The 13,338-nt window shown below is 69.7% G+C and carries 15 protein-coding genes and 1 pseudogene; 9 read left to right on the forward strand and 7 right to left on the reverse strand.

Features of this window, described 5'->3' with window-relative positions; all coding sequences use genetic code 11:
* Positions 1-28: 28 nt before the first annotated feature.
* Positions 29-496, forward strand: a pseudogene (locus tag H4281_RS46535) (aldo/keto reductase); the annotation flags it as partial.
* Here H4281_RS46535 and H4281_RS07530 read toward each other — a convergent pair.
* Positions 402-1,769 (reverse strand): WS/DGAT/MGAT family O-acyltransferase, encoded by a 1,368-nt coding sequence (locus H4281_RS07530; RefSeq protein WP_182890095.1) that lies wholly within the window; start codon positions 1,767-1,769, stop codon positions 402-404. The pseudogene H4281_RS46535 and the gene H4281_RS07530 overlap by 95 nt on opposite strands.
* A 183-nt stretch (positions 1,770-1,952) precedes the next feature.
* On the opposite strand from H4281_RS07530, the gene H4281_RS07535 reads away from it, so the two are divergent.
* Positions 1,953-3,596, forward strand: coding sequence for a thiamine pyrophosphate-binding protein (locus H4281_RS07535; protein WP_182890096.1), 1,644 nt, complete (start codon positions 1,953-1,955; stop codon positions 3,594-3,596).
* 1 nt (position 3,597) lies between these two features.
* Here the strand turns inward: H4281_RS07535 and H4281_RS07540 are convergent, their stop codons facing one another.
* A complete protein-coding gene (locus tag H4281_RS07540) occupies positions 3,598-4,044 on the reverse strand; it encodes a MarR family winged helix-turn-helix transcriptional regulator (protein WP_182890097.1) in 447 nt (148 codons plus the stop codon).
* Positions 4,045-4,107: 63 nt separating this feature from the next.
* Between H4281_RS07540 and H4281_RS07545 the strand changes: the two genes are divergently transcribed.
* Genes H4281_RS07545 through H4281_RS07555 form a run of 3 tightly spaced genes read left to right on the forward strand, consistent with a single transcriptional unit; the run spans position 4,108 to position 5,745 of the window.
* The gene (locus tag H4281_RS07545) at positions 4,108-4,476 is read left to right on the forward strand and encodes a VOC family protein (RefSeq protein ID WP_182890098.1); all 369 of its coding nucleotides are present in this window, start codon (positions 4,108-4,110) and stop codon (positions 4,474-4,476) included.
* A complete protein-coding gene (locus H4281_RS07550) occupies positions 4,469-5,320 on the forward strand; it encodes an NAD(P)H-binding protein (RefSeq protein ID WP_182890099.1) in 852 nt (283 codons plus the stop codon). The genes H4281_RS07545 and H4281_RS07550 overlap by 8 nt, the downstream gene beginning before the upstream one ends.
* Before the next feature lie 32 nt (positions 5,321-5,352).
* Positions 5,353-5,745 (forward strand): EVE domain-containing protein, encoded by a 393-nt coding sequence (locus H4281_RS07555; protein ID WP_312872075.1) that lies wholly within the window; start codon positions 5,353-5,355, stop codon positions 5,743-5,745.
* A 2-nt stretch (positions 5,746-5,747) separates the two neighbouring features.
* Here H4281_RS07555 and H4281_RS07560 read toward each other — a convergent pair whose 3' ends face one another.
* Complete coding sequence (locus H4281_RS07560; RefSeq protein ID WP_182890101.1) at positions 5,748-6,425, reverse strand: GntR family transcriptional regulator; 678 nt, start codon at positions 6,423-6,425, stop codon at positions 5,748-5,750.
* 248 nt (positions 6,426-6,673) lie between these two features.
* Between H4281_RS07560 and H4281_RS07565 the strand changes: the two genes are divergently transcribed.
* The 3 genes from H4281_RS07565 (at position 6,674) to H4281_RS07575 (ending at position 9,642) form a co-directional block, all read left to right on the forward strand.
* Positions 6,674-8,002 (forward strand): MFS transporter, encoded by a 1,329-nt coding sequence (locus H4281_RS07565; protein ID WP_182890102.1) that lies wholly within the window; start codon positions 6,674-6,676, stop codon positions 8,000-8,002.
* Positions 8,003-8,015: 13 nt separating this feature from the next.
* Positions 8,016-8,300 (forward strand): hypothetical protein, encoded by a 285-nt coding sequence (locus H4281_RS07570; RefSeq protein ID WP_182890103.1) that lies wholly within the window; start codon positions 8,016-8,018, stop codon positions 8,298-8,300.
* A gap of 70 nt (positions 8,301-8,370) precedes the next feature.
* Positions 8,371-9,642: an aminotransferase family protein gene (locus H4281_RS07575; protein ID WP_182890104.1), complete on the forward strand. Its 1,272-nt coding sequence runs from the start codon at positions 8,371-8,373 to the stop codon at positions 9,640-9,642.
* Positions 9,643-9,707: 65 nt separating this feature from the next.
* Here H4281_RS07575 and H4281_RS07580 read toward each other — a convergent pair whose 3' ends face one another.
* Both H4281_RS07580 and H4281_RS07585 read right to left on the reverse strand, forming a co-directional pair.
* The gene (locus H4281_RS07580) at positions 9,708-10,682 is read right to left on the reverse strand and encodes an esterase-like activity of phytase family protein (RefSeq protein ID WP_246411452.1); all 975 of its coding nucleotides are present in this window, start codon (positions 10,680-10,682) and stop codon (positions 9,708-9,710) included.
* A gap of 369 nt (positions 10,683-11,051) precedes the next feature.
* Entirely contained in the window at positions 11,052-11,249 is a 198-nt protein-coding gene (locus H4281_RS07585) for a hypothetical protein (protein WP_182890106.1), read from the reverse strand.
* Between the two features lie 265 nt (positions 11,250-11,514).
* Between H4281_RS07585 and ybiA the strand changes: the two genes are divergently transcribed.
* Positions 11,515-12,036, forward strand: coding sequence for a riboflavin biosynthesis intermediates N-glycosidase (ybiA, locus tag H4281_RS07590; protein WP_182890107.1), 522 nt, complete (start codon positions 11,515-11,517; stop codon positions 12,034-12,036).
* A 21-nt stretch (positions 12,037-12,057) separates the two neighbouring features.
* Here the strand turns inward: ybiA and H4281_RS07595 are convergent, their stop codons facing one another.
* Together H4281_RS07595 and H4281_RS07600 are read right to left on the reverse strand one after the other, a co-directional pair.
* Positions 12,058-12,561, reverse strand: a complete 504-nt coding sequence (locus H4281_RS07595; RefSeq protein WP_182890108.1) for a GNAT family N-acetyltransferase — start codon at positions 12,559-12,561, stop codon at positions 12,058-12,060.
* A gap of 16 nt (positions 12,562-12,577) precedes the next feature.
* Positions 12,578-13,333, reverse strand: a complete 756-nt coding sequence (locus H4281_RS07600; RefSeq protein ID WP_182890109.1) for an IclR family transcriptional regulator — start codon at positions 13,331-13,333, stop codon at positions 12,578-12,580.
* Between the last annotated feature and the right edge of the window lie 5 nt (positions 13,334-13,338).

Consider the following 13,338-nt stretch of genomic DNA (forward strand, 5'->3'; position numbering starts at 1 on the left):
AGCCGATCCGCTCCCGTACGCCCGCGCCCGCAACCTCGGCGTGCTCGCCTTCAGCGCGCTCGGCAGCGGTCTGCTCACCGGATCGCTGACCGCCGAGACGGTCTTCGATCCGGCGGACTGGCGGTCGCGGGCGTCCGCTTTCCGAGGAGAGTCCTTGCGGCACAACCTGAAGATCGTCGACCGGCTCGCCGCGTTCGCCGCGGAGCGAGGCGCGGCCGTGAGCCGGCTGGTGATCGCGTGGACGCTGGCGAAGGCCGACGTCGCCCTCGTCGGCGCCCGCCGCCCGGCCAGCATCGAGAAGAGCGCGACCGGCCTTCAGCTCACCTCGCTGAGATCGACCGGATCGTCGCTCCAGCCGTGCCCGTCGGCGGGGCCAGCCCGGAAGGCATCGACTGACCCGGCTACCCCCGGGTCGCGAACTCCAGCTCGGCAAGCGCCGTGTCGAGATGCGTCAGGATCCGCTGCAGGTGCGGGACGCTGCGCCTGCATCCGGTGACGCCGAAGTCGAGATTGTCCCCGTTGCTGGTCAGCGTGATGTTCAGGGCTTGCCCGTCGAGCAGCACCGACGCCGGGTAGATGCCGTCGAGCGCCGCGCCGTTCCAGTACATCTGCTTGCGCGGGCCGGGCACGTTCGAGATCACCAGGTTGAACGGCGGCCGCGTGTTGCCGACGACGCCGGGGATCGGCGACGCGCCAAGCTGGGCCACGTTGATCCCGGACAGCAGCAGCGTCTGCAGCGGCGAGAGCTGCGAGAACAGCTTCTTGCCGTTCGACATCGACTCCGAGATCGCGGCCAGCCGCTGCGCCGGGTCGGTCAGGTCGGTGGCCAGGTTGCACAGCAGCGCGCCGATGTTGTTGCCGGTCGCGTCCCCGGAGTCGCGGCGGCGCAGGGACACCGGGACCATCGCGACCAGCGGCGCGTCCGGCAGCGCGCTCTGTTCGATCAGGTAGTCGCGCAGCGCGCCGGAGCACATCGCGAGCACGACGTCGTTGCGGGACACGCCCGCGGCGGTGGCGACCTCGCGCACCCGGTCGAGCGGCCAGGACTGCGCGGCGAACCGGCGCGCGCCGCCGATCGGCACGTTCAGCATCGTCTTCGGCGCCTGCATCGGCAGCGTGAGCCGGTGCTCGCGGAACGCCTCGCGCGCCACCTTCGCCGCGGCCGGCGCGATCCCCGCGACCTGTTCGAGCGTCTTGCCCACCAGCGCGAACGGCGACGCCGAGGCCTTGCCGTTGTGGTGCGCGGCTGGCTTCTCGCGCGAACCCCACGGCGGCGGGCAGTCCAGGTCGTAGGGGTCGTCGGACAGCGTGCCCTGCAGATGCCGCAGCGCCGAAACGCCGTCCATCAGCGCGTGGTGGATCTTCGAATACACCGCGAACCGGCCGTCGCGCAGTCCTTCGATGAGGTGCGTTTCCCACAGCGGCCGGTGCCGGTCGAGCAGCGTGCTGTGCCAGCGCGAGGTGAGTTCGAGCAGTTCGCGGATCCGGCCCGGCTGCGGCAGCGCGGAATGCCGGAAGTGGTAGTCGAGCTCCAGATCGGTGTCGCGCGACCAGCGCACGTGCCCGACGGTGTTCACCGGACGGCTCGGCCGCATCCGGAACACGCCGCGCATGTTGTCCGATTCGAGCAGGGACCGGCGGAGATCGCGCAGATAGTCCTCGCCCGCGCCGTCGGGTTTGCGGAACAGCTGGAGCCCGCCGACGTGCATCGGGTGCTCGCGGGTCTCGACCATCAGGAACATCGAGTCGGTCACCGGCATCAACGGCATCGCGCCACCCCTTTCCGCCGCGCCGGGTACCTCGGCGTCCCCGGCACCCGGAGTGTACGCACGAAAAAGGCGGTGCCTCAGATCTCGCGGCCAGGTGGGGGACAACCGGGCCGCGCGGCGATGACAAACCCTGTCCGGTGACGTGTCTGCAGCTGCTTACGCGAGGCGGATACCATCGCTGGCGTGGCAGGACGGACTGGAGCTCAGCAGCTGGGGGACGCGCTCACGGCTCTCGGGACCGAGGTGGTGTTCGGCCTGCCGGGAGTCCACAATCTGCCGCTGTGGGAGGCGTTGGCGGACACCGGGATCCGGCTCGTCAACGTCCGGCACGAACAGACCGCGGGGTATGCCGCCGACGGTTATGCGCGCAGGACGGGAAAACTCGGCGTCGCGCTCGTGACCACCGGCCCCGGAGCGGCGAACACGCTCGGTGCGGTCGGCGAAGCGATGGCATCCGCGGCCCCGGTGCTCGTGATCGCCACCGACATTCCGTCGACGCTGCGCCGTCCGGGTGTCGTGCGCGGTGTGCTGCACGAAACCTCGGACCAGCAGGCGATGTTCGCACCGGTGACGAAGGCCGGGTTCACGGTGCACCGCGCGGACCAGATCGCCGCGACGTTGCACCGTGCCGCCCGGCTCGCGCTGATGCCGCAAAGCGGCCCGGTGTATTTGGGTATTCCGACCGATTTCCTCCGCGAGACCACGCCGCCGCGCGAACCGCCCGCGCCGCCCGCCGAACGCGTGCTCGACCTGCCCGATCTGCCTCGCGCGTCCGAGCTGCTGGCGTCCGCGCGCCGTCCGCTGATCTGGGCGGGCGGCGGCGCATTGCGCTCCGAGGCTGGGGAAGCGATCGGGCATCTCGCCGAAAGGCTGGCCGCGCCGGTGCTCACCACCTTCGGCGCCCGCGGTCTGCTTCCGCCCGAACATCCTTGTCTGGCCCCGAATCCGGTGCACGCGCCGGAGGTCGGGCAGCTGTGGGACGAGGCCGACGTGGTGCTCGGCATCGGCACCGACTTCGACGGCCTGATGACGCAGAACTGGCAGATGCCCGCGCCGCCGAAGCTGATCGCGATCAACGTCGATGCCGGGGACGCGGCCAAGAACTACCGGCCGGACGTCACCCTGGTCGGCGACGCCCGCCGCGTCGTCGAATCCCTGCACCCGGAAACGCGGCCCGGCCTGGACGAACTCACCGCGCGGCTGGCCGGCATCGGCCGCCGGGTGCGCAGGCGCATCCGCGACGAGGAACCGCAGGCCGCCGACTTTCTGTCCACTTTGGAGGAAGTGCTCCCCGCCGACGGGACGATCGTCGCGGACATGTGCGTCGCCGGGTACTGGATCGGCGGCTTCCACCGGGTCCGCGCGCCGCGGCGGCTGGCGTACCCGATGGGCTGGGGCACGCTCGGCTACGGCTTCCCGGCGTCGCTCGGCGCGGGCGCGGCGGCCGAGGCGGCGGGCGGCGGCCGCGTCCTGTGCGTCACCGGCGACGGCGGTTTCCTTTACGCGGTAGGGGATCTGGCGACGCTCGCCGAGGAACAGCTGCCGGTGACGGTCGTGGTCGTCGACGACGGCGGCTACGGCATGCTGCGCTTCGACCAGGACCAGGAAGGCCTGCCGCACCGCGGAGTCGACTGGGACAGCCCGGATTTCGTCGGACTGGCCCGTTCGTTCGGCGTGCACGCGGACCGGGTGTCCGGCTTCGGCCGGGCGTTTCGCCGTCTGCTGAGCGAATTCGTCGAATCGGACGAGCCGAACGTGCTGGTAGTGCGCGCGAAGCTCAAGCCGCCGCTGAACACTTCGCCGCGGTGGTACCGGAAACCGCGCTGAGCTATCCGCCGTCCCGAAGCGAACTGGCCATGCTTCGCAGGATCCGGAACGCGTCCGACTGCTCGGCCTCGGTCAGCCCGGACAGCATCCTGACCTCGACGGCCCGGACCGCGGCGCTCGCCTTCTCCAGGCTCCGCCGTCCGCGCGGCGTGAGCCGGGTGGGGAGGGCCTTCCCGACGGGCGCTTCCGCGGGCCTGGTCACGTAGCCGTCCCGCTCCAGGGCCTGGAGCAGCACGTTCATCGACTGCCGGGTCACGAACGTCCCCCGCGCGAGTTCGGAGTTCGACAGGCCGGGCCGCTGCGCCAGCAGTTCGAGACACGAGTAGTGCGTCACCGTCATCCCGAGCGGGCGCAGCACCTCCTCCATGGCCGCCCGCAGCGCGCTCGACGTCTCTTTCAGCAGGTAGCCCAACGACTTGTCCAGGTCGACACCACCGTCTTGACTCATGTCAGGATTCTGACATACAGTGGCTCGTGTCAGGAACCTGACACGAAGAGAAGGAGCAGTACCGTGCCCGCCATCGGCCCCGATTTCCTCTCGCTCCAGGCGCGTGACCTGGATGCTTCCCAGGCGTTCTACGAGCGCTACCTCGGTCTCGTCCGCTCGCCTGCCGGGCCGCCGCACGCCGTCGTCTTCGAGACGAAGCCGATCGCGTTCGCCCTCCGCGAGGTCGTTCCCGGCACCGATCTCGCCTCCGTCGCCCAGCCCGGCATCGGCGCCGCGATCTGGCTGCTCGCCACCGACGTCCAGGCCGTTCACGACGCGCTCGTCGCCGACGGGCACCGGATCGTCTCCGCGCCGATCGACGGTCCCTTCGGCCGCACGTTCACCTTCGCCGACCCCGACGGCTACCACGTCACCCTCCACGACCGTGGCTGAGGCGAGCACCCTCGTTTTCGGGGCTACCGGGGCACTCGGCCAGCACGTCCTGGACGCGCTGGCCGTGCGGGGCATGAGTCCCGAGACGATCACCGCGGCCGGGCGGAACCCGGCGCGCCTCGCGGAACTCGCGTCCGCCGGGTTCCGTGCCGCGACCGTCGACCTGTCGGACGCGGCTGGCGTCGCGGAGCTGGTCAGGCGGCATTCGGACATCGTGCTGATCTCCGGACGCGACGAGAATCGCCTTGCCCAGCACGAATCGGTCATCGAAGCCGCGAAGAACGCCCGGCACGTCTACTACACCAGCGGAGTCCGCGCCGACGACGACCGGTTCGAGATCAACGCCGACCACCGGGCGACCGAGAAGGCCCTTGCCGCTTCCGGCGTGCCGTACACGATCCTGCGGAACACCTGGTACATCGAGAACTATGTCCAGTCGCTGGCCGGCCCCCGCTTCACCGGAGTTCTCGCCGCGGCGACCGGTGACGCTGTTGTCGCGGCGGCGAGCCGGAAAGACCTGGCCGAGGCGCTGGCCGTCGTGGTCGCCACCGATGGGCACGACAACGTCACGTACAGCCTTTCCGGCGACACGGACTTCACCTACGCCGACATTGCCGAAGCGATGTCGGTTGTGCTGGAGCGGGAAGTCGCCTATCGGCCGGTCGCTCCCGAGGAATTGCGGGCGCTGCTCGGCAAAACGGGAATGGACGAGGAACTGGTGAGTTTCCTGGTCAGTCTCGACGAAACCATCGCCGCCGGGGTTTTCGCGCGGGTCGGCGACGATCTGTCCCGGCTCCTCGGCAGGCCGACGACTGGCCTCGTCGAAGGGCTGACCGCAAAGTGAGCCCTTCTGGCCAGCGATTCTGGATCAACACCGTGAGCCTGGACCACGTGGAAGCCGCCATCGAGGGCGGCTTCACCCAGGCTGATCACGGTGCGGGCAAACGGCTTCGCCGGCCGCGTCCCGGCGACGAGATGATTTTCTACTCGCCGCGTACGAGTTTGCAGGGCGGCTCGCCCGTCCGGCAGTTCACCGCGTGGGCCACCATCACCGGCGAAAAACCGTACCAGGCCTACGTCAGCGACGACTTCCAGCCGTGGCGGCTCGCGGCTTCCTTCCACGCTTGCCAGCGAGTGGACGCGAAGCCGCTGGTCGGTCAGTTGTCGTTTGTCACCGACCCCGCGCATTGGGGTTTGCCGTTTCGCCGCGGCCTGTTTCCCGTGCCACAGCAGGATTTCGCGACGATCCTCGCGCGCATGACCGCGTGAGGTCAGCTGTGGTGCGCGTCCGCCTCCCAGCTGAGGAACGCGTCCAGCGTCGCTGACCGGTGTGCCCGCGCGCAGTGCTCGATCCATTCGGCTCCGGAACCGGAGCGGATCAGGTCCAGCAACTGGTCGTGTTCGGCGACCGAGGCGAGCGCGCGGGCGGGCACGAACGAGAAGGTCGAATCGCGGATCGTGGCGAGCTGGGCCCAGCCCTTCTTGACCAGGTCGACCAGGCTCGGATTGGGGCAGCGGGTGTAGAGCACCTCGTGGAACTCGTGGTTGAGCCGGGTGAATTCGACCGGTTCGAGCTGGTCGAGACCGGCGCGCATCCGGTCGTTGAGCTCGCCAGCCTCGGCGAGGTCGTCGGCCGTCAAATGCGGCGCGGCGAGCGCGGTCGCCGCGCTTTCCACGATCGCGAGCATCTGCATCGTGTGCTCGTAGCCGACCGGGTCGATCGCCGCGACGGTCGCGCCGACGTTGCGCTCGAAGTGCACCAGTCCCTCGGCTTGCAGCAGCCGCACCGCTTCCCGCACCGGGACCGTGCTCACGTCGAATTCCTTGGCCAGCGAACCCAGGACGAGCCGGTGCCCTGCCGGGTATTCGCCCGCGGTGATCCGGGACTTCAGCACTTGGTACGTGTGCTGGCTCTTGCTGAGCCCCGCCTGTTCGTGCGTTGTGGACATCCCTCGCCTCCCCTTCGCAACCCGCCGGGGCGGGGTGTCCAGGCAACCGTAACCGGTCCGTTCGCCGTGCTAAATAATATACCATCTGCCCGCTGCGGCCGCTGGCCGGAATCCGCAGGTACGCGGCCAGTTCCGACCAATGTAGACAAAAGGCCTGCTCAGTTACCTGATTGAGGCTTGTGAGGATCGTGACTAATTATATACGATCTGACGCGGCCTGAAGCACCGTCAGCAGCAGGGGAGGCGCGATGACGCGCACGTCCGGGATCAGCAGAGAGCACCGCCGGGTCGTACTGGCGGCGATGGTCGGCACGACTATCGAATGGTTCGACTTCTTCATCTACGCGATCTGCGCCGGATTGGTGTTCGCGACGCAGTATTTCGCGGTGCTCGGCAAGGACGCGCTGATCGTGTCGTTCGCGACGGTCGGCATCAGCTTCTTCTTCCGCCCGGTCGGCGCGATCATCGCCGGACATCTCGGCGACCGGCTCGGCAGGCGCGCGATGCTGATCCTCACCCTGCTGCTGATGGGGATCTCGACGGTGCTGATCGGCCTGGTGCCGAACACCGCGTCGATCGGGGTGTGGGCACCGATCATCCTGGTGCTGCTGCGCATCGTGCAGGGGCTTTCCGCGGGCGGCGAATGGGGCGGCGCGGCACTGCTCGCGGTCGAACACGCGCCCGCGCAGCGGCGCGGGCTGTACGGCGCGTTCCCGCAGATCGGCGTGCCGATCGGCTTGCTGCTGGCCAACGGCGTCCTCGCGCTGGTCACCGCGCTGACCTCGCCGGAGCAGTTCCTGGCGTGGGGCTGGCGGATCCCGTTCCTGCTGAGCGTCGTGCTGATCGTCGCCGGCCTGATGATCCGGTCGCGGGTCGCGGAAAGCCCGGTGTTCGAGGAGGTCCGCGAGAAGAAGGCGCGGTCGAGCATGCCGCTGGTGCAGTTGTTCCGGCACCACTGGAAGCTGGTCATCGCGGGTGCGCTGCTGTTCGCGGCCAACAACGCCGTCGGATACATGACCACCGGCGGATACGTGCAGTCGTACGCGACGAAGACCCTGCACCTCGGCCGTTCGACGGTGCTGATCGCGGTGATGCTGTCCGCGGTCGCCTGGCTGGTGAGCACGCTGCTCGGCGGCTGGCTCGCGGACCGGATCGGCCGCGTCCGCACCTACCAGATCGGGTTCGTCATCCAGCTGGTGTGGATGTTCCCGTTCTTCGCGCTGCTCAACACGGCCAACGTCGGACTGCTTCTGGTGGCGCTGTTCCTGTTCTCGGTCGGGCTCGGGCTCACCTACGGCCCGCAGTCCGCGCTGTACGCGGAGATGTACCCGACGACCGTCCGCTACAGCGGCGCGGCGATCTCGTACGCGATCGGCGCGGTGCTCGGCGGGGCGTTCGCGCCGACCATCGCCGAAACACTGCAGACCAGCACCGGCACGGTCTACGCGGTCGGCGGCTACCTCGCCGCGATGACCCTGATCGGCCTGGTCACCAGCTTCTTCGTCAAGGACCGGAAGGGCGCGTCGCTCAGTTCCGCGCCCGCGAACGCACAGGCAACCACCGTCGAAAACGTCTGAGCGGGGGCGCGCGATGCGGACCCAGACCCGAAGCGACTACTGCGCGTGGCTCGACGCGGCCGCCCGGGACGCGCACGACGCGATCAACCGGATCCACGTCGAGGCCTACGCCGATCTGGTCCGTGCCGCCGAGCTGTACAAGGGCGAGCTGGCATGGCGTCGTCCGGCGCGGCGGCCGGCGCCTAGTCTGCCCGGCCGGGGACAGCGCCATCGGAGCCATCGGGACTCCGGACCGCGGAATTCCGCGATGGCGCGCGTCGAGGGGTCGCGGTTCGCCGATCCCCGGCCGGGCGGGTAGAAAGGGCGGCGGCGGCCGGTCGCCGCTCCCCGCGGCACCGGCCGGTTGAGCCGACCCCCGAGGAGGAGCAATGCCGGACCAGCAGCCGAACCCGCTGTGGCACCCGTTCGCGGACATGGGCGCGGTCGACGGAAACCGGTTCGTGGTGACCCGCGGCGAGGGGTCCTATGTCTGGGACGACGCGGGCCGTCGTTACTTCGACGCCTCCGCGTCGCTGTGGTACTCGAACCTCGGCCACGGCCGTCCCGAGATCACCCGCGCGGTGACCGAGCAGCTGGAGAAGCTCGACGCGTACAACCTGTTCGGCGGCGTCGCGAACGAACCGGCGCTGAAGCTGGCTTCGCGGCTGTCCGAGCTGGCTCCGGTGCCGGGGTCGAAGGTGTTCCTCGGCTCGGGCGGCGGCGACATGGTGGACACCGCGGTGAAGATCGCGCGGTCCTACTTCGTCCACACGGGACGCCCGGACAAGACCCACGTCATCAGCCGGACCCAGGGCTACCACGGCACTCACGGATTCGGCACCGCCGCGGCCGGGATCCCGGTGAACGCGGAGGGCTGGGGCCCGCCTGCCGCGGATTTCTCCCAGGTGCCGTATGACAACGCGGCGGCACTGGAAGGGGAAATCCTCCGCGTCGGACCGGAGCGGGTCGCCGCGTTCTTCTGCGAACCGGTCATCGGCGCGGGCGGCGTGCTGCTGCCGCCGGACGGCTACATCGAGGAAGTGGCGGCGATCTGCCGCAAACACGAGGTGCTGTTCGTCGCGGACTGCGTGATCTGCGCGTGGGGCAGGCTCGGCACCTGGTACGGCATCGACCGCTGGTCGGTGCAGCCGGACCTGGTGACCACGGCGAAGGGAGTGACGAGCGGGACGATCCCGCTGGGCGTGCTGCTGGTCGCGCCGCACGTCGCGGAGCCGTTCTTCACTGGCCGCCCGGGCGCGCCGATCCTGCGCCACGGCGCGACGTACGCCGGGCACCCGGTCGCCTGCGCCGCGGCGAACGCGACGCTCGACATCTACGAGCGCGACGACATCATCCCGCGCGGCAAGGCGCTGGAGAAGCCGCTCGCGGACGCGCTTTCCGGCGCGGTCGGGCATCCGGCGGTGGCGGAAGTCCGCGCCGGGCTGGGATTCCTGGCCGCGGTGGAACTCGCGCCGGACCTGCTGGCCGCGGACCCGGGCGCGCCAGGGCGGCTGCACAAGTTCCTGCTCGAGGAGGGCGTGATCGTGCGCTCGCTCGGCAAGGGGATGGCGGTGTCGCCGCCGCTGGTCGCCGAAGAGGCGGAACTGGACCTGCTGGCCGCGGCTGTTCCCCGGGCGCTGGACCGGCTGCTGAAGAACTGACGTTCTCATGACACTGCGGCGGCGCCGGGTTTCCGGTGCCGCCGCAGTTGTCTGTCTGCGAAGGACTACTTACAGGCGAGCGTTCCGGTGCGGAGCGCGTGGTTGTCGTCGTTGTCGTCGTCGGACCACACGACCTGCTTGGTGCCGTTCGCGCAGGTCGGCGAGATCGCGAAACCCTCGTTGTTGTAGTTCGACATCCCGGACGGACGGTCGTACTGCGCGGTGACCGCGAACGCGCCCTGGGAGTTGACGTCGAGCGTGGTGGTGCGGCCCTTGCAGGTGTTGTCGCATTCGGCCCACAGGTGACCGGTCGACGGCTCGTACTCGAGGTCCATCACCGCCGGGAACCCGCTGTCGATGGTGGCGACGCGCGTGTACTTGCCGCCGGACTGGTCGAGCGCGTACGCGTAGACCTTCCCGTTGGCCTCGAGCCCGACGAAGTACAGGCCGGTCCCGTGATTCGGGTAGCTCGCCGGGTTGTAGGCGGCTTTCGTGTGCTCGTCCCGGAATTTGTGCGCGGTGAGCGCCGAGTCCGGGACCCAGGAGATGGCTTCGAGCCCCTTGTTGGGCTCGACCGACGGCAGGTCGGCGGTGAGGTCCCATTCCCCGGTCGCGTTCAGCGACTTGCCCGATCCGGAAGTCGCGTACCGGAGCACGGCGGGCTTGCTCGTGTCGCCGTCGTCGTTGTCTCGCTCGGTGGAGGTGAAGACCCCGTCCGGGGTGAAGACGACCCCTTCGGCGTCCGGGTCGCCGCTGCCGTCGGAGTAGTGCATGGACTTGCCCTCGGACCAGCCGTTGGCGGTGTCGGGCCGCCACTTCTTGCCGTCCTGGACGAGCCGGTACAGGGTGCTCGGGCCGTTCTTCACCGCCCACAGCACGGTGGGCGATTCGTACGACACGCCGCTGAGGTTGCTGCCGAAAACCCCGGAGTCGTCGGCGATGGCCACTTTCGACCCGCCGGGCCACGCCGTGGCCTTCGGGGTGGCCGCCGGCGCCGCGTGGGCCGCACCGGCCCCGACCGCGAGCGCGAGGACCGACAACGCGACGGTGACCCGGATTTTTCCACGCCGATGTGTTCCACGCTGGTGCGCAAGCAAAGGAGCCGCTCCTTCTGTCCGTCGGGCACGGGTGCAGGGCCGTGCCGAGGTGGTCGCTGCTGACAAGCGGCGGTCCCGCTGAAGCGGGACTTACAGCAGTGGGTGATCGACAGTGGAGCACAACGCGTGGCCGGTAAGCAACAAACAGCAGGTGACGTTGTTCCGGTGATCGGCACGGCGGTTGCGCGCCGGGCCGATCACCGTGGTGTCAACGGGCAAACGGGTTCTCCGGCGATCTCCATCGGTCGCGGATGCCCTGTCGCCCGTCGTGCGGCAAGCACCGGGTGTCGCACGACGGGCATCGGGCGGACGTCACCGGGCGACGGTCCGCCACACCGGCACGTTCACGACCGCCGCAGGCATGCCGGGTGCCCCGCTGTCCCCGGGAACGACCGTGAACCGCCATTTGTCCACCCCGCCGCCCATGATTTCGGCATAGCGGCGAGCACCGTCCGCGTTCGCGAAGCGGACCTGCTGACCACTGGCGAGGTGGGTGATCTTGACCGCCACACTGCCTCCTGGGGATCGATCGACGGACACGTTCTGCCTGGGTGCCGGCCCGCGGAGCTTCCCCCTCCGGGGCCGGCCCGACCAGTAGAACACGTGTTCGATTCCGGCGGCAATCCAGGTCCCCCTCCCGAGCGACCCTGGCCGGGACCGGGCGGCCGCGGCCGCGGGGCGGCGGCCGAAATCGGTTCCTCGACAGGGATCGGCGCTGCGAGACTGCCGTCTCACGGAGGAGAACCCGCGGGACGTCGCCGAGCTGACCGACCGGATGAGCCGCGGACAGCGAGCCAAGTTCCTGTTCTTCTGGGGACACCGGCCGGAGAGCGACGGAAGCGCCGGGCGGGGCTGTCTGAGCCAGTGGTGGCCGGCGCCCTTCACTGTGGACGGCCGGACGTTCGCTACGGCCGAGCACTACATGATGTGGCGGAAGGCACTGCTGTTCGGTGACGAAACGAACGCCGAGCGGATCCTGGAAGTCCGGCATCCGCGACAGGCCAAGGAGCTGGGACGCGGCGTCGCGGGCTTCGACCAGGATCAGTGGGACGCCCGCCGCGGCGAGATCGTGCTCGCCGGCAGCGTCGCCAAGTTCGGGCAGCACCCGGAGCTGCGTCGGTTCCTGCTGAGCACGGGGAAGCGGGTGCTGGTGGAGGCGAGCCCGCTTGACCGGGTGTGGGGCATCGGGCTGACCGCGGACGATCCGGACGCGGAGAATCCGGCGCGATGGCGCGGGCTGAACCTGCTGGGCTTCGCGCTGACGCAGGCCCGGACGATCCTGGCGGAATCAGCCTGAGCGGCCGCGAAATCGCTTGTGCTACAAGGAAATCCGAACCATAGCCACCCTCGGCCACCGGTCCAGCCCTCGCGCGATCTCCGCCCGCCGGATCTCCCGCAGCGCCGGTCCCTGCTCATCGTCGGCCAGCACGCGGAACCCGAGCCGCTCGTAGTAGGGCGCGTTCCACGGCACCTCGGCGAACGTCGTCAGCGTCAGCCCGGACAACCCGCGCTCCGCGGCCCACTCGCCGACAGTCTCGATCAGCGCCCGCCCCACTCCGCGGCGCGCGTGGCTCGGCAGCAGCGAAACCTGTTCCACGTGCCCGAAACCGTCGACCTCCTCGGCGAGCACGTACGCGGCGATCGTCCCGTCGTCGTCCCAGACCCAGCATCGGCCGGCGGACTGGAACACCGAGAGCTCCTCGACCGAGGGCGGTGCGTCGTCGGCGATCTCGGCCATGCCGACGGACCGGAACGGTTCTCCGGCGGCACGTTCGAGGTCAGGCAGCACCGTAAGGTCGGCAGGGGCGGCGAGACGGATCACTGGCCAGACCTTACGGCTACACGGAGTACTCGGAAATCGCTTTTCCGATCTGCTCCGCGTAAGCACGCAGCGCGGTGATGGCCCGCTCGCGCTCCGCGTCGCCGACGCGGGTGGCCGGTCCGACCAGGCTCAGCACGCTCGGCCGGAGCCGGTCCGCGTCGACCGGCACCGAGCAGGCCCACACGCCGTCCTCGATCTCGCCCCAGCTCTGCGCGTAGCGGTTGGCCAGCGCGTGTTTGAGGGCGTCGCGGACCTCGGTGCCGCGCTCATCGGCGATCCGGGCGACCTGGCGTTCGCGTTCTCCGTCGGGCAGCAGCGCGAGCAGCATCTTCCCGGTCGCTCCGACACCGAGCGGGATGGAATGCCCCGGCTGGAACGTGAACCGCATCGCGCGGTCGCATTCGACCCGGTCGCTGCACACCGCGAAGTCGCCGAAGTGCTGGAACAGCAGGATCGTCTCGCCGAGTTCGCGCGCGGCCTCCTCCATCGTCGGCCGCGCGATCCGCGCCAGGTCGTTCGCGAGGCGGGCGGCGCGCGCGAGCGGCATCACGCGGCTGGTGACGTGGTACCGCCCGGACCGCGACTCCTCGAGCAATTGCAGCTCTTTCAGCAGCTGCACGTAGCGATAGGTGGTGGCGACCGGGCTGCCGATCACCCCGGCGAGTTCCGCCACGCTGGCCTCCCAGCGCTGTTCGGTGAACGACAACAGCAACTGGAGCACTTTCCGGGAACTGTTGGCACCGGCCGTGCGACGGAGCCCGGGTTCAGACATCCTGA

It is taken from the genome of Amycolatopsis dendrobii (assembly GCF_014145675.1).
Classification (GTDB): Bacteria; Actinomycetota; Actinomycetes; order Mycobacteriales; family Pseudonocardiaceae; genus Amycolatopsis; species Amycolatopsis dendrobii.

Bases quoted from the DNA above. Each gene is read 5' to 3' on its own strand.
- H4281_RS07530 (WP_182890095.1), bottom strand. From the start codon at position 1,769: ATGCCGTTGATGCCGGTGACCGACTCGATGTTCCTGATGGTCGAGACC.
- H4281_RS07540 (WP_182890097.1), bottom strand. From the start codon at position 4,044: ATGAGTCAAGACGGTGGTGTCGACCTGGACAAGTCGTTGGGCTACCTG.
- H4281_RS07560 (WP_182890101.1), bottom strand. From the start codon at position 6,425: ATGTCCACAACGCACGAACAGGCGGGGCTCAGCAAGAGCCAGCACACG.
- H4281_RS07565 (WP_182890102.1), top strand. From the start codon at position 6,674: ATGACGCGCACGTCCGGGATCAGCAGAGAGCACCGCCGGGTCGTACTG.
- H4281_RS07570 (WP_182890103.1), top strand. From the start codon at position 8,016: ATGCGGACCCAGACCCGAAGCGACTACTGCGCGTGGCTCGACGCGGCC.
- H4281_RS07575 (WP_182890104.1), top strand. From the start codon at position 8,371: ATGCCGGACCAGCAGCCGAACCCGCTGTGGCACCCGTTCGCGGACATG.
- ybiA (WP_182890107.1), top strand. From the start codon at position 11,515: ATGAGCCGCGGACAGCGAGCCAAGTTCCTGTTCTTCTGGGGACACCGG.
- H4281_RS07600 (WP_182890109.1), bottom strand. From the start codon at position 13,333: ATGTCTGAACCCGGGCTCCGTCGCACGGCCGGTGCCAACAGTTCCCGG.